The sequence below is a fragment of the Pseudonocardia sp. NPDC046786 genome (genome assembly GCF_040645415.1).
Taxonomy (GTDB): Bacteria; Actinomycetota; Actinomycetes; order Mycobacteriales; family Pseudonocardiaceae; genus Pseudonocardia; species Pseudonocardia kongjuensis.
Genome location: NZ_JBEYYF010000011.1, coordinates 40661 through 58782, shown reverse-complemented (window position 1 = coordinate 58782; position 18122 = coordinate 40661). Strand labels below are relative to the sequence as shown.

The following is an 18122-nucleotide window of genomic DNA, read 5'->3' as shown; positions in this document are numbered from 1 at the left end:
CCCTTCGCACGAGGAGGCAGACGAAAGATGCAGCTGGAGAACAAGTTCACGATCGCGGCGCCGATCGAGGACGCCTGGAAGGCGCTCAACGACCCGGAGCTCATCGCGCCGTGCTTCCCCGGGGCCACCCTGACCGAGTACGAGGGCGACTCGTTCCAGGGCACCGTCAAGGTCAAACTGGGCCCGATCTCGCTGACCTACAAGGGCAAGGGCACCTACATCGACCGGGACGACGCCAACCACAAGGTCGTCATCGACGCCTCGGGCCGGGACGCCCGCGGCAACGGCACCGCCAAGGCGGTCGTCACCGGCACGATGGTCGCCGACGGCCCGGACAAGACCTCGGTCACGATGGTCACCGACATGACCGTCACCGGGCGCCCCGCCCAGTTCGGCCGGGGGGTCATCTCCGACGTCGCCGACAAGATCATCGGCCAGTTCGCCTCCTGCGTGGCGGACAAGCTGACCGGTCCGGGCGGCGCCGCGACCTCCAACGGCGCGGGCCCGAAGCACGCCGCCGACGAGACCAGCCCGATCCCGGCGGTGCCGCCGGCCACGGGTGAGTCCGCGGCCACGACCTCGGCCCCGAAGCCGGCCGCGCCCCGGCAGCCGCAGAGCAGCCCGGTCGAGGCCATCGACCTGCTCGACTCCGCGGGTGCGCCGGTGCTCAAGCGGCTCGCGCCGGTGCTCGGCGGCATCGGCCTGCTGGCGCTGGTCTTCCTGGTCGTCCGGCGGGCCCGCGGCGGCAAGAAGAAGGGCTGATCCTGCACGGAGCGCGGCTGCGGGCGGGTGCGACGAACGGGCTGACCGACGTCGCCGGCCTGCGGGTCGGGCACGCCGGGCTGACCGGGCCGGGGACCCGCAGCGGCAGCACCGTGGTGCTCGCCCCGCCGGGCGGTGCCGTCGCGGGTGTCGACGTCCGCGGTGCGGCGCCCGGCACCCGGGAGACCGACCTGCTGGCGCCGACCGCGACCGTGCAGCGGGTGCACGCGATCACGCTGTCCGGCGGCAGCGCCTTCGGGCTGGACGCCGCCTCCGGTGTGATGGCCCGCCTGGAACGCGACGGCGAGGGTTTCCCGGTGCCCGGCGCCGTCGTCCCGATCGTCCCGGCCGCGGTCGTGTTCGACCTCGGCCGGGGCGGGGACCCGGCCGCCCGCCCCACAGCCGCGACCGGCGCCGCCGCCTACGACGCCGCACACGACGGACCGGTTCCGCAGGGCTCGGCCGGTGCGGGCACCGGCGCCGTCTCCGGCGGCCTGCGCGGCGGGATCGGCACCGCCTCCGCGGTGCTCGGCACCGGCGCCACGGTCGCCGCGCTGGTGGTGCTCAACTCCGCGGGGTCCGGCATCGATCCGCGGACCGGCGAGCTGCTGGGCGCCCGGTCCGGGCTGCCCGGCGAGTTCCCGGCCGACCTGCCCGCACCGGCCGCCCGGGAGCGGATCGCCGAGCTGTACGCCGCGCACGCACCCGCACCGGGCACCGCGACGACGCTGGTCGTCGTCGCCACCGACGCCACCCTGGACAAGGCGGGCTGCACCCGGCTCGCGACGACGGCGCACGACGGCCTGGCCCGCGCGATCCACCCGGTGCACACGATCCGGGACGGCGACTGCGCCTTCGGGCTCGCCACCGGCACCGGGCCCGCACCGGACCCGGACGCCACCTACCTGCTGCAGGCCGTCGCGGCGGACGTGACCGCCCGCGCGGTGGCGCACGCGCTGCTCGCCGCGGACGCCGCGCCGGACCGGCCCTCCTACGGCTCGCTGCTCACCGGCGGTCCATGAACCGGGATCGTGCTCGGGCGGCGTCGTGCCCCGGCCGCGCCGGGCCGGCTCGCACGCCCGGTGGGGGACGGCCACCGGCCCCCAAACTACAGTCGTCGGGGTGTCGACCATCAGTCCGGACGAGGGCGTGGCACGCCGGTTGAAGGCCCTGGCCTGCACGGCGCCGCTGCACGACCTCGACGCCCGCAAGGGTCGGCTGGACTGGGACGCGGCCGGCTACCAGATGGCCGAGATCGGGCTGCAGGCCATCGACCAGGTCACCCTCGCGATGGACTTCGACCACGGCGCCGACCACGCCGAGATCGTCCGGCGGCTGCTGCCCTTCGTCGCCGCGCAGGCGCCGCAGGCGCCCCGCGCGGAGCACACCAGGGTCGCCCAGTGGGTGATCGACAACCTGGTGAACGTCGGCAGCATCGACCGCGGCTTCGCCGTCGAGTACGGCAGCACCGACGCCCAGGGCCGGTACCAGCGCCGGCGGTTCGACTTCAAGCTGCTCGTCGAGGTCGCCGCGCCGGACGGCGGGGTGTACCTGCGCGCCTCCGACGAGGCGATCAACGTGCTGGTCGGGGCGCTGGACACCGACGTCGAGTCGGCCCAGGAGGCGGCCGAGACGAAGCTGGAGACGCTGATCGTGCGCGGCAGGCTCGGCGACGCCCGGCTGGCCGCCGAGCAGGCCCGCTACCGCACCGTGCAGTACGCCGAGTCGCTGCGCCGCAAGCTGGAGGCGACCCGGCGCGACGTCCGATCGGTGGACTGGCTGGACGCCGTCCCGCAGTTGCTCGACGAGGCCCTCACCCACATCGAGGCCCGCTACCGCGCCGAGACCGTGATCAAGGCGAACATCGCCGACGCCCGCGACGAGGCCGTCGAGCCGGAGCGCCGCAGGCAGGCCGCCGAGCTGGTCGAGGTCGTCGACGACTGCATCCAGCGGCACACCCAGCTGCAGGCCCGGCTGCAGGAGGCCGGATCGGCGTTCCGGGCCGAGCAGGACCGCCAGCAGTTCTCCGGGAAGCCGAAACGGGCGTCGGTCGACGTCTTCGGGCAGCTCCTGCGGCCCGCGCTCGGCCTGCGGGTCGGCGCGGCGAACGACCCGGTGACCGCCTGGTTCACGGCCGGCACCGGGGTGGCGAACCCGTCGGTGCCGAGCCTGGGCGGGCTGGTCGAGACGCTGCTGACCCCGCCGACCGACCGGGACCCGTTCGGCTCCGAGGTGCCCGAGCCCGAGCTGGCGCCGCAGCCCCGGGAGCGGTTCGGGGAGCAGGCGTGGCGGCTCGTCGACGACGTGTTCCCGGCGTCCGGGCAGCAGCCGGTGCGGCTGTCCGAGGCGCTCACCCGGGCCCGGGCGGCCGGCCCGGACCTGCCGCAGCTCGTCGCGCTGCGCGCGCTGCACGCCGTCGGGACGGCGATCGGCACCGCCCGCACCCAGGGCGACCCGTCGGTGCTGATCGCGGTCGACGACGGCACCGTGCTCGACGACCCGGAGTACGGCGGCGCCGATCTGCTGCTCGCCGCGGCCGGTGTCGAGGGGGAGCGCCGGGTGGGACCGCGTGGCTGATACCGAGACCGCCGCCCGGCTCGTCGCGTACGGGATGCGGCCCAAGGCGCTGCCCGGCCGCGATCCCGACTACGCCGAGCTGGTGCGCCGCTACCGGGAGGACGACGAGTTCCGCGACACCGTGCAGCGGATCGCCTCCGGACTGGGGCTGGTGGTGCTGGCCGTCGATCCGGCACCGGGCATCGTGCTCGCCGCGACCGAGGGATCGGTGTTCGAGATCCGGATGGACAGCTACGCCCGCCGGACGGCGCTGACCAACCGGGCCGCCGACAAGGTGCTGCACGGCATCGCGCATCTCGCCGTCGCCGCGCTGGCGTTCCCGCGGCCCGACGACCTGGGCGACGACTCCTACGTCGGCCGCGTCTCGGTGGAGCTGGTCGACGGCGCCGTCCGCGAGGCGTGCCGGGTGCTGAACGAGCGCGCCGCGGGCCCGGCCGATCCGGAGTCGGACGCGCCGCAGCTCGAGGAGGTCTGGCGGGTGTGGCTGCGCCGCCCGGAGGCCACCGCGACCAAGGACGGCCGGGCCGGCGAGTCCACCACCCGCGGCATCGTCGGGAAGGCCCTGCGGTTCCTCGCCGACCAGGGGTTCCTGGTGCCGGTCGGCGCCGAGGGCGCCTACCGGACGACGCCGCGCTACCAGGTCCAGGTCCGCGAGCTGGCCGCCCAGCGGGCGTTCGACGAGCTGTTGTCGCTGAACGTGCTCCCGGTCGGTGCGGCCGCGGGCTCGCTGGTGGCGGAGCCGGCCGGGCCGTTCGACAGCGGTCCCGCGCCGGACGAGATCGCGCACCCGGTGAGCGGATCCGCGCCGCAGGACACCCCGGTCCCGGCGGCCGGAACGGACGGCCCCGATGTATGAGCTGACCCGGGCCCGGCTGTTCTCGGTCGGCCCGACCGCGGCCCGCTACCAGGACGTCGCGCTCGACCTGCGCGGCGTCGGGCGGCCGGTGAAGGTGGCCGTCCAGGAGGACCTGTTCGCCCCGGACGCGATCGACCGGAGCACCCCGCGGCGGCCGTCGCCGGCCTCGGTGCTGTTCCTGGAGAACGGCGGCGGGAAGTCCGTCCTGCTCAAGCTGATCTTCTCGGTGCTGCTGCCCGGCCGGCGTCAGGTGGTCGGGACGACCAGCACCACGGTGCTGGAGAACTTCGTACTGGCCGAGGACGTCGCGCACGTCGTCTGCGAGTGGATGCACGTCGGGACGGGTGCGCTGCTGGTCACCGGCAAGGTGTCGGAGTGGCGGGGGCACGTCGCCTCGTCCGACCCGGAGAAGCTGGCGGACGCCTGGTACGCCTTCCGGCCGGTGCCCGGGTTCGGCATGGACGACCTGCCCTTCACCCACGAGCGGAAACGGATCACCCTCGCGTCGTTCCGGGAACGGCTGCACACCGCGCACCGCGACCACCCGGAGTCCGAGCTGGCCTGGGAGACCGGGCACCGGGACTGGACCCGCCATCTCGTCGACGTCGGCCTGGATCCGGAGCTGTTCCGCTACCAGCGGGCGATGAACGCCGGCGAGGGCGAGGCGGCGGAGGCGTTCTCGTTCTCCGGCGACGAGGCGTTCGTCGACTTCCTGCTGCGCGCCGTGCTCGATCCGGAGGAGCCGCAGAACGTCGCCGAGCTGGTCGCCGGGTACGCCGACCGGCTGGCCCAGCGCGAGGAGCTCGAGTCCGAGCGCGAGTTCGTCGACGGCACCCTGGGGCTGCTCGAACCGATGGTCGCAGCGGAGGACGCCGCCGTGGCCGCGCGGGCCGCGGAGAGCGCCGCCCGCGAGTCGCTGCGGACCACCGCCGAGTCCATCGCCGCCCGCCGGGTCGCCGAGACCACCCGCGCGGCCGGCACTGCGACCGAGGCCGAGGCGGCGGTCGCCACCGAGCACGAGGCGGCCCGGGTCGCCGAACGGTTGCAGGACACCGTCGGCGAGCTGCGCAGGCTGACCGCGGTGCTGGCCGTCGACGCGGCGGTCGCCGACGCCGACGAGGCCACCCGGGAGCGGGACGGGGCGGCGGCCGTCTCGACCGCGCGGGACGCCGTCGAACCGGTCCTCGCGCACCGGGTCGCGGCCGCCGAGGCCGGCCGGCTGCGGGCCCGGGTCGACGAGGAGGAGCAGAAGGCCCGCCCGGCGCTGCAGGCCCGGCAGGACGCCGCCCGGGAGCTGGCCGCGTCGCTGCTGCGCACCGCGACCGAGGCGGAGGCGGCCGCCGAGGCCGCCGAGGACACCCGCGCCGACGCCGAGGAGCGGGCCGCCGCCGCCCGCGCCGAGCAGGTGCAGCGCACCGCCGACGCCGCCCGCGCCGAGAGCTCGGTGTCGGCGGCAGTCGAGGCGCTCGCCGACCTGGACCGGCGGATCGCGGCCGCGGTCGCCGCCGGGCACCTGAAGGAGGGCTCCGGACCCGACGACGTCGAGCACGAGGCCCCCGCCGCGGAGCGGGACGCGACCGCGGCCGCCGGGGCACTGGCCGACGCCGACGGCGCCGCCGCCGGGATCCGGGAGGAGCGCCGGGCGGCCGAGGAGCGCCGGACCGCGGCCCAGGACGCGGCCGCCACCGCCCGGGCCGCCGCCGCGACCGCGGAGTCCGTCCGCGCCGCCGCGGCCCGGGAGAGCGACGAGCTGGCCGGCGAGGTCCGCCCGGCCGAGCTGCTCGGACTGGACACGGTCCGCCCGGACGCCGACGCGGCGCTGGTCGTCGAGACGCTCGGCACCGCGATCCGCGGGTCCGAGCGGGAACGGACCGCGCTGCTCGGTGACCAGCGCCGCGACGAGCGCGCGCTGGCCGCGCTCGGCGACGGCGGCCTGCTGCCCGATCCGCCGGAGATCGAGTCGGTGCTGCAGGTGCTGGAGAAGGCCGGCATCACCGCCTGGTCCGGGCGCCGCTACCTGGCGATGCTCCCGGTCGGCGACCGCGCGGCGGTGCTCGACCGGCTGCCGCACCTGGCCGGCGGGGTGCTGCTCAACGAGCCGGCCGACGCCGCCCGGGCCCGCGACGCGCTCGTCGGGGCCCGGCTGCTGCCGGCCTGCCTGGTCGCCGTCGGCTCCACCGCCGCGCTGACCGCGGCGGACGCCGTCGCGCCCGGGATCGAGCTCGTCGTCCCGCCGAACCCGGCGCTGCACGACGAGGACGCCGCCGAGGAGGTCCGCGTCCGGCTGGTCGCCGAGACCGCGGAGCGGGCCGCCCGGATCGCCGCGCTGGAGGAGCTGACCGAGCAGGACCGCCGGTTGCGGGACCGGTTCACCGCGCTGCGGGACCGCCGTCCGACGCTCGACGAGCTGACCGCGGCGGCCCGGGACGCCGAGGCCGCCCGGACCGCCGCCGCCGACGCCTACGAGCAGGCCCGCGCCGAGGTCGCGGCGCTCGACGAGCGGGCCGACCGGCTCACCGCCGACCGCCCCGAGCTGGAGCGGGTCGTCGCCGCGGCCCGCCGGCGCGCCGAGGCGCTCACCGCGCTGCGCGAGGAGCTCGCCCGCCGGCCCGGCCTGGAGGAGCGTCGCCGCACCGGCGCCGCCGACGCCGGCCGGCTGCGGGAGGAGGCCGACGCCGCGGGCGCCGCCGCCGACCGGGCGGGCCGGGAGGCCGCCGCCGCACAGCAGATCCGGGACCGGCAGCGCAGCATCGCGGCGACCGTGCGGGACGAGGCGGCCGCGCTCCCGCTGGAGGAGGCCCCCGAGCCGGCCACCGGCACCGACGGGCCGGCCGGCGCCTCGCTCGCCGAGCTGCGCGACGCGTTCCAGCGGGCCCGCGACGCCTACGCCTCGACCGCCGTCGACACCGACCTGCGCGGCGCGCTGGAGCGCGCCGAGGCCGACGCCGCCGAGCGGCGGATCGCCGTCGACGGCCTGCCCCGCTCGGTGGTGGAGGCGGCGACCGCGTTCCTGCACACCCCCGACGGCGCCGACGCGACCAGCCGGCGGGCCGCCGCCGAGCAGGCCAGGGCCGCCTACGAGGCGGCCGAGGAGCGCAGGCAGAAGGCGAACACCGAGGTCGAGGTGCTCCGCCGGGAGCTGGCGTCGCTGCCGGCCGAGCCGCGCCCGATCGACCCCTACGAGCAGCCGCGCGACGCCGAGCACGGCCGCGAGCTGGTCGCCGCGGCGTCGGCCGACCTGGACGCGGCCTGGCGCGAGCTGGAGCGGGCCCGCCGGGCGCGGCAGACGGCCGAGGACGCCCACCGGACCGCGGTCGAGCTGGCCCGCGGGTTCGGGCACGTCGTCGACGGTCTGGAGGACACCCCGGAGCCGGGCGGGATCCCGTTCGGCGGCGACGTCGACGGGGCGCTCGCCGCGCTGAAGCGGAACCAGGCGGCGCTGCGCGAGGTCGCCGGGGACCGGTCGCGGGCCGAGCGGAAGGTGCGCGACGGCGTGGACGCCGTCGCCCGGTTCGCCCAGGACCCGCGGTTCGCGACCCTCTCCTCCCCGGTGCACCGGCACATCGCCGGGGTGGACCGCACCGAGATGCCCGGGCTGGCCCGGGAGTGGATCGGTGCGCTGCGGCCGCGGCTGCGCTCGCTCGACGACGATCTCGGCAACATCGAGCGGCACCGCTCCGGCATCGTCACCCGGCTGTCCGGGATGGTCGGCGAGGCGCTGCGCACGGTCCGGCTCGCGCAGAAGCTCTCCCAGCTGCCCGACGGCCTCGGCGACTGGTCCGGCCAGCAGTTCCTGCGGATCCGGTTCGAGGAGCTGCCGGACGCCGCGCTGCGCCACGAGCTCGGCCTCGTCGTCGACCGGACCGCCTCCGGGCTGGCCGGCGGCTCCGGGCGCGCCCGGGACCGGCGCGACGGCATGTCGATGCTGCTGCGCGGGGTGCGCGCGGCGATGCCGAAGGGCGTCCGGGTCGAGATGCTCAAGCCGGACGCGGTGCTGCGGACCGAGCGACTGCGGGTGTCCGCGATCAAGGACGTGTTCTCCGGCGGCCAGCAGCTGACCGCGGCGATCGTCCTGTACTGCACGATGGCGGCGCTGCGCGCGCACCAGCGCGGGCACGGCAGGCGCGCGCACGCCGGGGTGCTGTTCCTGGACAACCCGATCGGCCGGGCGTCCGCGGGGTACCTGCTGGAGCTGCAGTTCGGGGTGGCGCAGGCGCTCGGGGTGCAGCTGGTCTACACGACCGGGCTGTTCGACGCCGGTGCGCTGTCCGGGTTCCCGCTGCTCATCCGGCTGCGCAACGACGCCGACCTGCGCGCAGGCCGCAAGTACCTGTCGGTCGACGAGCGGATCACCCGCTCGCTGCCCGAGGGCGAGGGCGGTGGCCGGATCACCGCCGCGCGGGTCTACCGCCGCCCGGACGCCGCGGCCGCGGCGCCGACCGGCGAGGCCGAGGGACCCGCGGCGGCACCCACCGGCCCGGCCGGCGAGCCCGCGGCGGTGGCGTCCGGCCCGGCTGCCGAGCCCGTGGCGTCCCCCGATCCGGCTGCAGGACCCGCGGCCGGGCCCGATCCGGCGGTGCGATCGGCCGCGGACGGCCCGGCCGGGACCGGATGACGCCGGCCGGGTCCGCCGCGGCGCTGCTGGCGGTCCTGCGCGACACCGGCCGGACCCGGATCGACCGGGCCGGACTGTGGCGGGCGTTCGTCGACGCCGTCCCGTCGGCGCACGGTTCGGCCGACGCCCGCCGGCTGCTCGCCGCCGCGCTCGACGAGCTGGCCGCCGCCGGGGCGCTGATCCCGACCGCGGCCACCGACGACGGCAGCCCGCCGCTGCCCCGCGCGGTGCGGCTGACCCGGCCGGCCGCGGCCCCCGCTCTGCGCCCGGCCGCCGATCCCTGGCATCCGGAGCTGAGCGCCGCGGCGGCCGTGCGGGCCCCCGCGGAGGCGGTGCGGCAGGTCAACCGGTGGCTGTTCGCCGGTGGGACGCGCGCCCCGCTCGCCGGGCTGCGGGAGCGCGCGCTGGAGATCACCGGCGACGAGAAGGCGTTCGACGCGGGCCTGCCCGTCCCGCTGACACCGCAGATCCTCCGCGCGGAGCGGGTCGCGCTGCCGATGCACCGCGAACGGCTCCCCGGCGGCGGCCCGGTGCTGCTGGTCGTGGAGAACGCCGACACGTTCCACTCGCTGCTGCTGGCGCTGCGCGCGGATCCGGGCCCGGTCGGCACGCTGGGCTGGGGCGCCGGGAACGCGTTCGTCTCGTCGGTACCCTCGCTCGCGGCGGACCCGCCGGCCGCGATCCGCTACTTCGGCGATCTCGACGCCGCCGGGCTGCGGATCCCGGCGCGGGCGTCCGCGGTGGCGCGGGCCGGCGGACTGCCCGCGGTGCGCCCGGCGACCGGCCTCTACCGGGCGCTGCTCGCGCACGGCCGCCCGGCACCGGCCGGCCCGGCCGACCACACCGACGTCGAGTGGCTCGATCCGGGCCTGCGCGGCCCGGTCCGCGAGCTGTTCGCCGCCGGGCAGCGGATGGCCCAGGAGGCGGTCGGCCGGCGGGTGCTCGGCTCCGGCCGGGACTGGCGGGACGGCCTCGGGCCCGGACCATGATCCGCGTCCTGGGAGTGCCGGTGCTCCGAACGGCACCCGGCACTCCCGGGACACGGGTCTCCGCGGAGGCGGTCGGGCAGGTCAGTCGTCGTCCCGGTCGATGTCGTGGTCGAGGATCTCGCCGGTGGTGGCGTCCACGTCGATCTCGTGCTCGACGGCGCCGTCCCGGATGTCGATCTCCCAGTGGTCGCGGTCGTAGCGGTCGTCGTCGTCATCGCGGTCGGCCCGGTCGAACTCCACCTCGGTGACCCGGCCCCCGCCGGCCAGCTCCAGCGCGATCCGCTCGGCGGTCGCCCGGTCGACGGCGGGCTGCGGCGCGCCCGGCGCCGGCCCGGCACCGGGCGCGGTCCCGGGAGCCGGGTCGGGAGCCGAGCCGGGGACGGGCAGCTCGGGTGCGGTCGCCGCGGTCGGCGCGACCGGGGCCCCGGTGGCGCCGGAGCCGGAGCCCAGTGCCAGCGCGGTGCCCCCGCCGATCAGGAGCAGGCCGGTGGCGGCGACGGCGGCGACGGTCGTCCTGGTGCGCATGCGGATCTTCCTCCGTGACGTCTGGTGAGCGGCTCTCGCTCGTGTCGGGAGGAACGATGCCGCCGCGCGAACCAACGCCGCGCTACCCGATCCCTAACGACGGGTTAGGGATCAGCGGTGCCGGACCGACCGCACCCGGACCGGCACCCCGTGCACCGGGCGCATCGCGAGGAAGCCGGACGGCCGGACCGGCGCCGGGACCGGCTCCAGCTCGGCCCGCACGACCAGCCGGGCGAGCAGCACGGTGAGCTCGGCTACGGCCAGCGCCGCCCCCGGGCAGCGGTGCGCCCCGCCGCCGAACGGCAGGAACTCGCCGGGCCCGGGCCAGCGGGATGTCGTGGCCGGCGACGGTGAACCCGCGCCGCACGTACCGGCCGCTGATCGACGCCGGCGGGTAGAGCCGCAGCGCTCGTGCACGATCTGATCGAGGAACGGCAGCCGGGGCAGGTCGTCGCGGGTGGGCGGGGCGTCACCGCAGGCCGTGAGCACCTCGGCCCGGGACCGATCCCGAACTCCACCACCGGGCCGTACCGGTCGCGCAGCCCGAGCAGGGTGTGGTGTGGCCGGGTGGCGAAGCCGGCGGTGGTCCCCAGGGTCGCGGCGGGCCCGCGCGGACCGGGCAGTCGTCGTCCCACCGGGGTGAGGGTAACGGCCCTCAGGGCTGCGGCCCGGCGAGCTCCAGGGTCACCTGCAGTCCCGCCCCGGGCGGCCCGGAGAGGATCAGCCGTCCCCCTGCCGAGTCGGCGGTCCGCCGCGCGATGTCCAGCCCGAGGCCGGTGGACCCGCCGCCGCTCACCCCGCGCGAGGTCGGGTCGGTGCCCGGCGGCAGGCCGGGGCCCGCGTCGTACACGACGAGCCGGGCGCCGCCCGCGGAGCGCCCGCTCAGCTCGACGCCGAACGCCGTGCCGTCCGGGGTGTGTGCGAAGACGTTGCCGAGCAGTGCGTCCACGCACGCCTCCAGGTCGCCGGGCGCGCAGCCGACCGGCAGCGGGCCGTCCGCCAGGTCCAGGGTGACGGCCCGGTCGGTGTCGTCGGCGAGCACCTGCCAGAACGCGACCCGCTCCCGGACGACGGCGGCGGCGTCCGCAGCCCGGCCCTCGCCGCCGCGCCGCCGGGCCTGCTCGATCGCGCCGGTGACGGCCCGCTGCACGGCGTCCACCCCGGCCGAGATCCGGCCGGACTCGTCGGGATCGCGCAGCGCCTCGGCGTCCAGCCGCAGCGCGGTCAGCGGGGTGCGGACCCGGTGCGCGAGATCGGCGACGTTCTCCCGTTCCTCCCGCAGCAGCTCCGAGATCCGCCCGGCGAGCCCGTTCAGGGCGCGGGCGACGACGCCGAGCTCGGCCGGCGCGTCCGGATCGGCGCGGGCGGCGAGATCGCCGCGGGCCAGCTGCTCGGACACCCCGGACAGGTCGGTGGTGGCGTCCACCAGGGAGCGGGCCAGCCGGTCGGCGATCAGCAGCCCGCCGGCCAGCAGGACGACCGACAGCCCGGCCAGCAGCAGCCAGGACCGGGCGACGCCGCGGGTCAGCTCGGCGTCCGGCACGAACACCCGGATCACGCTGTTGCCGGCCGTCGCGCCCTGCACCGAGAACACCATCTCCCGCCCGCCGGGTGCCTCGGTCGACGCGCTGACCCCGCGCAGCCCCAGCTCGACCAGGTCGCTGCGCGGCGCGGGCGCCCCGAAGACGGTCCCGTCGGCGAGGATCACCGACACGTCGCCGGCGTTGCGGTCGTCGGCCAGCGCGACGGTGGGTTCCATGGTGGCCCGGTCGGCGGTCGCGACCAGCGGGGTCAGTGACTGCGCCTGGGTGGTCGCGGTGGACAGCGCGGTGTCCACCGCGACCGTCCGCACCAGCACGGCCAACGGGACGGCGAACGCCACCAGCACCAGCAGCACGGTCGCGCCGACGAGCACCAGGATGCGGCGCCGCATCAGCCGCCGCCGGTCGGGTCGTCCGGGGCGGACAGCCGGATCCCGACCCCGCGCACCGAGTGCAGGTAGCGGGCCTGCTGCGCGGTCTCGCCGAGCTTGCGGCGCAGCCAGGACAGGTGCACGTCGACGGTCTTGTCGGCGCCGCCGTAGGGCTGCTGCCACACCTCGGTGACCAGCTCCCGCTTGCTGACCACCTGATCGGCGCGGGCGGCCAGGTAGTGCAGCAGGTCGAACTCGCGCGGGGTCAGCTCCAGCTCGGTGCCGTCCAGCCGGGCGCGCCGCGAGCGCGGATCCACCGACAGCTCACCGACGACGACGGTCGGGTCCGGCGTGCCGTCGCCGAGCCGGCGCAGCACGGCCCGGATGCGGGCGTCCAGCTGCGCCGCGGAGAACGGTTTGACCAGGTAGTCGTCGGCGCCGGCGTCGAGCACCGCGACGATCTCCGACTCGTCGTCGCGGGCGGTCGCCACGATCACCGGGACGGTGCTGGCGCCGCGCAGCATCCGCAGCATGGTGGTGCCGTCCATGTCGGGCAGGCCGAGATCGAGCACCACCAGGTCCGGCCGCTTCCCGACGGCCGACTCCAGCCCGGCCATCGCGGTCGGCGCCGAGTCGACGGCGTGCCCGCGCTCGCCCAGCCCGCGGATCAGCGCGCCACGGATGGCGGGGTCGTCCTCGACGATCAGGATCTGGGCCACGGATCCAGAACCTAGTTGCCGGACCGGTCCGGGCGCGCACCGCGGACGGGCTTTCGGGCTGCCTTAGGGATGCGTTAACCGTCCGCCGGGGCATCCTGTGCGGGTGAACCCCCCGAACAAGCGCACCACCCGGATCGGGCTCGCCGCCGGACTGTGGATCGCCGCGGCGGCCGGCGCGCTGCTGCTGGGCCTGACCGCGGTCGGCGCCATCGGCAGCGGCCTGGCCGGCGGTTCGACGGTGCAGCCACTGGCCGCCGAGGAGGTCCGGGCCGAGCTGGGCCGGCACGGCGGACCGGCGCCCGGTGCCGCGCCCGGTGATCCCGGTGCCGCGCCCGGTGATCCCGGTGCCGCGCCCGCGCCCGGGCAGGGGGCCGCGCCCACCCCGGCGGCGCCGGCGCCGGAGCCGGTCGGTGTGGTCCCGGCCGGGCAGGCCGGGACGATCCTGGTCCGCTGCGAGGGCGGGACGCCGTTCGTGGTGTCGGTGAACCCGGCGCAGGGCTTCGAGCGCGAGGACGACGACGATCTCGCGCCGAACCAGGTCGAGTTCGACGGCGAGGACGCCGACGTCCGGGTCACCCTGAGCTGCGCCGACGGCACCCCCACCGGGCGGGTCGAGACGATCCCGGACGACTGAGCGCCCGGGCGTCAGCCGTGCCTGCTCCGCTCGTGGAAGAAGTCGTCGACCACCCGCAGCCCGCCGTCCCGCGCGACCCGGTCGTGCACCCAGCCCCCGACGGCCAGGTCGAGCACCCCGAGTCCGAACGGCGAGAACACCACCGTGCGGTCGGCCGGGACCCGCAGCCGTCCGGACATGACGTCGTCCAGGGTGCCGTCCAGGAAGTCGCGGCCGCCGGTCAGCTGCTCGGCCAGGTGCGGTGACGTCTCGGCCTTCAGGCAGTGCTCGATGTCGTCGACGACGTTGCAGGCGTCGAGCAGGATCCGCGGGTCCAGGTCGCGCAGCGACACGTGCAGCACCACCGGACGGTGCGCGAACCAGTCCGGGTCGTGCACGTGCGGGCGGGCGGCGACGGTGGCGAACACGACCAGGTCGCCGGCCCGGACCAGCGACCCGGCGTCGTCGTACACGGTGACCCGGCCGGTCGCGCCGGTCCGGGCCAGGTAGCCGGCGAACCCGTCGGTGCCGGCGGCCGACAGGTCGTGCAGCCCGATCTCGGCGAACTCCCAGCCGGTCCCGGCGAGGAAGGTGTGCACGTAGCGGGCGATCAGCCCGGTGCCGACGAACCCGATCCGCAGCGGCCGCGCCCGGTCCCGGGTGAGCAGGTCGGCGGCCAGCGCGGCGGACGCGGCGGTCCGGGTGGCGCTGATGATCGAGCTCTCCAGCACCGCGAACGGGTAGCCGGTGTCGTGGTCGTTGAGGATCAGCACGGCGGAGGCGCGCGGGATCCCGGCGGTCACGTTCCCGGGAAAGCTGGAGATCCACTTCAGCCCGTCGACCGGGGCGTCGCCGCCGAGCGAGGCGGGCAGCGCGATGATCCGCGACGCCGGCCGGTCCGGGAACCGCAGGAAGTACGACGGCGGGTTCACCGTCGCGCCCGCGCCGTGCAGCCGGTAGGTGTCCGCGACCAGCTCGACGATCTCCCGTTCCCGGCCGGCCAGCGCGGCGGCGACCTGCGCCCCGCCGACGACGGCGAACGGCGGCGGCGCGAGCGGACCGGCCGGCGCCGGCCCCGCGTCCGGGGCGGTCCCGGCGGTCACGCCGGCCCGCCGGGACGGATCGGGTCGGCCATCGCGACGAGCACCGAGCGGTCGCCGTCGAACGGGTCCCGGCCGTGCGCGGTGCGGACGTTGTCGACCAGCAGCAGGTCCCCGGCCTGCCACGGTTCGCGCAGGGTGTGCCGCTCGTAGGTGTCGGTGATCAGCTCGACGAGCTCGGGATGCAGCGGCTCGCCGTCGCCGAAGCGGGTGGTGAAGGGCAGGCCGTCCGGCCCGTAGACCTCCAGCAGGTACTCGCGCACCTCCGGGGCCATCGTGGCCTCGTTGAGGAACGCGATCTGGTTGAACCAGCAGCGCCGCCCGGTCACCGGATGGCGCAGCACGGCGGGGCGGCGCTGCCGGGTGCGCAGGCCGCCGCCGGGCTGCCAGGCGAACTCGATCGCGTTGGCCCGGCAGTACGCCTCCACGGCCGCCGGATCGTCGGTGCCGAACGACTCGGCGACGGTCGCCCCGATCTCGTCGTTGTAGCTGCGGACCAGCAGCCACCCGTCCCGCTCGAACCGCTCGACGACGCCGGGCGGCAGCGCGTCGAGCACGGCGGCCGAGTCGGCGACGCCGGTGGTGCCGCCGGAGGCCGGGGCGGCGAGGCAGGCGAACATCATCAGGCCGGGGGCGTCGAGCGCGTAGCTGAGCTCGTGGTGCATGCACATCTGCTGGTTGGCCGGCCATGCCGAGGAGGTGTACACGCCGTCGGCGACGACGTCGCGGGCGGCGAACGCCTCCCGCTCGGTCATCAGCCGGTCGGCCAGCCCGCGGAAGACGCCGGCGACGTCGTCCGGGCCGGTCAGGCCGAACCCGCGGACCATCACCGAGCCGTACTCGACGACGGCGCTGCGCAGCGCGCCGCGGAACTCCTCCCACGGCATGCCGCGGATCGCCGACGCCGGGAGCAGCGGTGGGCGGCCCGGCCTGATCTCGACGTCGAGCAGGGAGGACTGGGTCATCGGATGCTCCGTTCGGTCGGTGCTCACGGTGTGCTGAGCAGATCGGTGGCCGGGGTGCGCGGGTGGTCCCCGGCGGTGCCGGGAGAGCCGGCCGAGCCGGCGGTGCCGGGAGAGCCGGCCGAGCCGGCGGTGCCGGTGCGGCGGTCGACGAGCGCGGCCAGCGCGGCCAGTTCCGGGTGTTCGGTCAGCTCCGTGAGCGAGACGACCCGGTCCAGGCCGAGCACGACCTTCACCGCGGACAGCGAGCTGCCGCCGAGTGCGAAGAAGTCATCGCCGCGGCCGATCCGCTCGACGCCGAGCACGGTCGCCCAGACCGCGGCGACGCGCCGCTCGGTGGGCGTGGCGGGTGGCTCGACGCCGTCGTCGGGATCCGGCTCGGCGACGAGCGCGGCCAGCGCCTTGGTGTCGATCTTGCTGTTCGGGGTGAGCGGCAGCGCGTCGAGCCGGTGGAACACCGAGGGCACCATGTACTCCGGCAGGGTCACCGCCAGCCGCTCGCGGAGCGCGTCCGCGGTGACCGGGCCGGTGGCCGAGTAGAACGCGACCAGGCCGGTGCCGCGCCCGTCGACCACGACCGCGGCGTCGCGCACCCCGGGCACCCTGGTCAGCGCGTTCTCGATCTCGCCGATCTCGATCCGGAAGCCGCGGACCTTCACCTGCGCGTCGCGGCGGCCGAGGAACTCCAGCCGGCCGGTGGGCAGCCAGCGGCCGTGGTCGCCGCTGCGGTAGAGCCGCCGCCCCGGCCGGTGCGGGTCGTCGACGAACACCGCCCGGGTGCGGTCCGGGTCGTTGACGTACCCGCGCCCGACGCAGATCCCGGCGCAGACGATCTCGCCGGGTGCGCCCAGCGGGACCGGTTCCAGGTCGGCGTCGACCACCAGCACCGTGGTGTTGCGGATCGGCCGGCCGAGCGGGATCCGGCCGTTCGCCGGGACCCGCTCCAGGATCTCGTGGGTGACGTCGTCGGAGGTCTCGGTCAGGCCGTAGGCGTTCGCCAGCCGGATCCCGGGGCGCGCGGCGAACCAGCGGTGCGCCTGCTCGGACTTGAGCGCCTCACCGGTGGTGGAGACGGTGTGCAGGTCCGGCAGCTCCCGCGGGTGTGCGTCCAGGCTGGACAGCAGCACCTCCAGGTACGACGGCACCACCTGCAGCACGTGCACGCCGGCCCGCTCGATCCGGTCCAGGTAGCGGTCGACATCGAGGATCAGCTCCTGCTCGACGAGCACGGTGCGCCCGCCCACCAGCAGCGCCGCGACGAGCTGCCACAGCGAGATGTCGAAGCACTGCGGCGCCGTCTGGGCGACCGCCTGCCCCTCGCCGACGCCGAGGTCCTCGATCTTGGCGAGCAGGTGGTTGAGCATCCCGCCGTGCTCGCACATCGCACCCTTCGGGGTGCCGGTCGATCCGGAGGTGAAGTAGATGTAGGCGAGCTGGTCGGCGCGCACCGCGACGCCGGGCGCGGTGGCCGGGAGATCGTCGAGGGCCGGATCGTCCATCGACCGGACCTGCATCGACGGCCGGGCGGCCGCCGCGCGGTCCAGGTTCGCGGTGGAGCCGGGCTCGGTGAGCACGAACCGGCAGTCCGCCCGGGACAGCGTCGTCGCGATCCGTTCGGCCGGGAAGTGCGGCTCGACCGGCAGGTACGCCCCGCCCGCCTTGAACACGGCGAGCACCGCGGCCGCCCAGTCCAGGTTCCGCCCGGTGACGACGGCGACCACGTCCTCCGCCCGCAGGCCCGCGCGCAGCAGGCCGTGCGCGAGGCGGTTCGCCCGCTCGTCGAGCTCCCGGTAGGTGCGGCGCCGGTCGCCGAGCTCGATCGCGACCGCGTCCGGGTGCGCCGCGACCCGGTCCTCGAACAGCTCGTGGAAGCGGCGGTCGGGCAGCTCCCGGTCCGGTCCGGCCAGTCCGTCGAGCTGGAACCGCAGCTCACCGGCGGAGAGCAGGCCCGGCCGCCGCGGATCGGCGTCCGGGGCGGTGGCGATCCGGTCCAGCGCCGTCAGGTGGTAGCCGGCGATCCGGGCGGCGAACCCGCCGTCGACGGCGTCGGTCCGGTACCGCAGCCGCAGCAGCGGCCGCCCGCCGGACCGGACGAGCGCGACCGCGAGCACCGCGCCGGGCGGCGGGTCCCCGCCGTCGCCGGCCGGATCGAGCACCGTGCCGAACGGCATCGCGGGCAGGCCGAGCTCGGCCAGCACGCCGTCGGCGGCGGTCTCCCGGTGCGCGAGCAGCTCGCTCTCCGCGACCCGCGCCCCGGCCAGCAGCTCGCGCCAGGTCGGTGCCCCGGCCGCGACCGGGCACGGCAGGACCGGGCCGTCGGGTTCGGGGCGGTAGCCGACGAGCACGTCCGGATCGCCGGTGAGGGCGGCGAGGACGACCGCGTGCACCGCCAGCAGCACCGCGCCGTCCGGCGGGCAGGCCACCGCGGTCCCGGTCAGCGGGACCTCGTGCACCGCGGTGCCCGGTACCGGATCGGTGCACCAGAGTGGGAT

General features: G+C 76.8%; 14 protein-coding genes. 7 read left to right on the top strand and 7 right to left on the bottom strand.

All coding sequences use genetic code 11. The features are described from left to right. Nucleotides 1–27 precede the first annotated feature (27 nt). The 6 genes from ABZ881_RS15725 to ABZ881_RS15700 all read left to right on the top strand — a co-directional run bounded on the left by ABZ881_RS15725 (nt 28) and on the right by ABZ881_RS15700 (nt 9799). The gene (locus tag ABZ881_RS15725) at nt 28–762 is read left to right on the top strand and encodes an SRPBCC domain-containing protein (protein ID WP_358485143.1); all 735 of its coding nucleotides are present in this window, start codon (nt 28–30) and stop codon (nt 760–762) included. Then, the gene (locus ABZ881_RS15720; protein ID WP_358485334.1) at nt 759–1784 is read left to right on the top strand and encodes a P1 family peptidase; all 1026 of its coding nucleotides are present in this window, start codon (nt 759–761) and stop codon (nt 1782–1784) included. Before ABZ881_RS15725 ends, ABZ881_RS15720 begins: the two co-directional genes overlap by 4 nt. Before the next feature lie 100 nt (nt 1785–1884). After that, a complete protein-coding gene (locus tag ABZ881_RS15715) occupies nt 1885–3339 on the top strand; it encodes a hypothetical protein (protein ID WP_358485141.1) in 1455 nt (484 codons plus the stop codon). A gap of 34 nt (nt 3340–3373) precedes the next feature. Beyond that, nucleotides 3374–4195 carry a hypothetical protein gene (locus ABZ881_RS15710; RefSeq protein ID WP_358485332.1) on the top strand — a complete coding sequence of 274 codons (822 nt, stop codon included), beginning with the start codon at nt 3374–3376 and terminating at the stop codon, nt 4193–4195. Next, the gene (locus ABZ881_RS15705) at nt 4188–8810 is read left to right on the top strand and encodes a hypothetical protein (RefSeq protein ID WP_358485139.1); all 4623 of its coding nucleotides are present in this window, start codon (nt 4188–4190) and stop codon (nt 8808–8810) included. Before ABZ881_RS15710 ends, ABZ881_RS15705 begins: the two co-directional genes overlap by 8 nt. Beyond that, nucleotides 8807–9799, top strand: a complete 993-nt coding sequence (locus ABZ881_RS15700; RefSeq protein WP_358485136.1) for a hypothetical protein — start codon at nt 8807–8809, stop codon at nt 9797–9799. The genes ABZ881_RS15705 and ABZ881_RS15700 overlap by 4 nt, the downstream gene beginning before the upstream one ends. 81 nt (nt 9800–9880) lie before the next feature. On the opposite strand, the gene ABZ881_RS15695 is transcribed toward ABZ881_RS15700, so the two are convergent. From ABZ881_RS15695 to ABZ881_RS15680, 4 genes are all read right to left on the bottom strand, one after another. After that, nucleotides 9881–10324 carry a PepSY domain-containing protein gene (locus ABZ881_RS15695; RefSeq protein ID WP_358485134.1) on the bottom strand — a complete coding sequence of 148 codons (444 nt, stop codon included), beginning with the start codon at nt 10322–10324 and terminating at the stop codon, nt 9881–9883. A gap of 111 nt (nt 10325–10435) precedes the next feature. Further along, on the bottom strand, nt 10436–10813 hold the full coding sequence (locus ABZ881_RS15690; RefSeq protein WP_358485133.1) for a cytochrome P450: 378 nt from the start codon (nt 10811–10813) through the stop codon (nt 10436–10438). A 166-nt stretch (nt 10814–10979) separates the two neighbouring features. Then, on the bottom strand, nt 10980–12257 hold the full coding sequence (locus ABZ881_RS15685) for a HAMP domain-containing sensor histidine kinase (RefSeq protein WP_358485129.1): 1278 nt from the start codon (nt 12255–12257) through the stop codon (nt 10980–10982). Then, a complete protein-coding gene (locus ABZ881_RS15680; protein WP_358485128.1) occupies nt 12257–12955 on the bottom strand; it encodes a response regulator transcription factor in 699 nt (232 codons plus the stop codon). Before ABZ881_RS15680 ends, ABZ881_RS15685 begins: the two co-directional genes overlap by 1 nt. A 103-nt stretch (nt 12956–13058) precedes the next feature. Between ABZ881_RS15680 and ABZ881_RS15675 the strand changes: the two genes are divergently transcribed. Next, complete coding sequence (locus ABZ881_RS15675; RefSeq protein ID WP_358485126.1) at nt 13059–13589, top strand: hypothetical protein; 531 nt, start codon at nt 13059–13061, stop codon at nt 13587–13589. Between the two features lie 11 nt (nt 13590–13600). On the opposite strand, the gene sbnB is transcribed toward ABZ881_RS15675, so the two are convergent. Genes sbnB through ABZ881_RS15660 form a run of 3 tightly spaced genes read right to left on the bottom strand, consistent with a single transcriptional unit; the run spans nt 13601 to nt 18083 of the window. Next, a complete protein-coding gene (gene sbnB, locus ABZ881_RS15670; protein WP_358485124.1) occupies nt 13601–14671 on the bottom strand; it encodes a 2,3-diaminopropionate biosynthesis protein SbnB in 1071 nt (356 codons plus the stop codon). Then, nucleotides 14668–15633 carry a TauD/TfdA family dioxygenase gene (locus ABZ881_RS15665; RefSeq protein ID WP_358485123.1) on the bottom strand — a complete coding sequence of 322 codons (966 nt, stop codon included), beginning with the start codon at nt 15631–15633 and terminating at the stop codon, nt 14668–14670. Before ABZ881_RS15665 ends, sbnB begins: the two co-directional genes overlap by 4 nt. A 23-nt stretch (nt 15634–15656) precedes the next feature. Continuing rightward, a complete protein-coding gene (locus ABZ881_RS15660) occupies nt 15657–18083 on the bottom strand; it encodes an amino acid adenylation domain-containing protein (protein ID WP_358485122.1) in 2427 nt (808 codons plus the stop codon). Nucleotides 18084–18122: the final 39 nt, after the last annotated feature.

Bases quoted from the DNA above. Each gene is read 5' to 3' on its own strand.
- ABZ881_RS15725 (WP_358485143.1), top strand. From the start codon at position 28: ATGCAGCTGGAGAACAAGTTCACGATCGCGGCGCCGATCGAGGACGCC.
- ABZ881_RS15710 (WP_358485332.1), top strand. From the start codon at position 3,374: ATGCGGCCCAAGGCGCTGCCCGGCCGCGATCCCGACTACGCCGAGCTG.
- ABZ881_RS15705 (WP_358485139.1), top strand. From the start codon at position 4,188: ATGTATGAGCTGACCCGGGCCCGGCTGTTCTCGGTCGGCCCGACCGCG.
- ABZ881_RS15700 (WP_358485136.1), top strand. From the start codon at position 8,807: ATGACGCCGGCCGGGTCCGCCGCGGCGCTGCTGGCGGTCCTGCGCGAC.
- ABZ881_RS15695 (WP_358485134.1), bottom strand. From the start codon at position 10,324: ATGCGCACCAGGACGACCGTCGCCGCCGTCGCCGCCACCGGCCTGCTC.
- ABZ881_RS15685 (WP_358485129.1), bottom strand. From the start codon at position 12,257: ATGCGGCGCCGCATCCTGGTGCTCGTCGGCGCGACCGTGCTGCTGGTG.
- ABZ881_RS15665 (WP_358485123.1), bottom strand. From the start codon at position 15,633: ATGACCCAGTCCTCCCTGCTCGACGTCGAGATCAGGCCGGGCCGCCCA.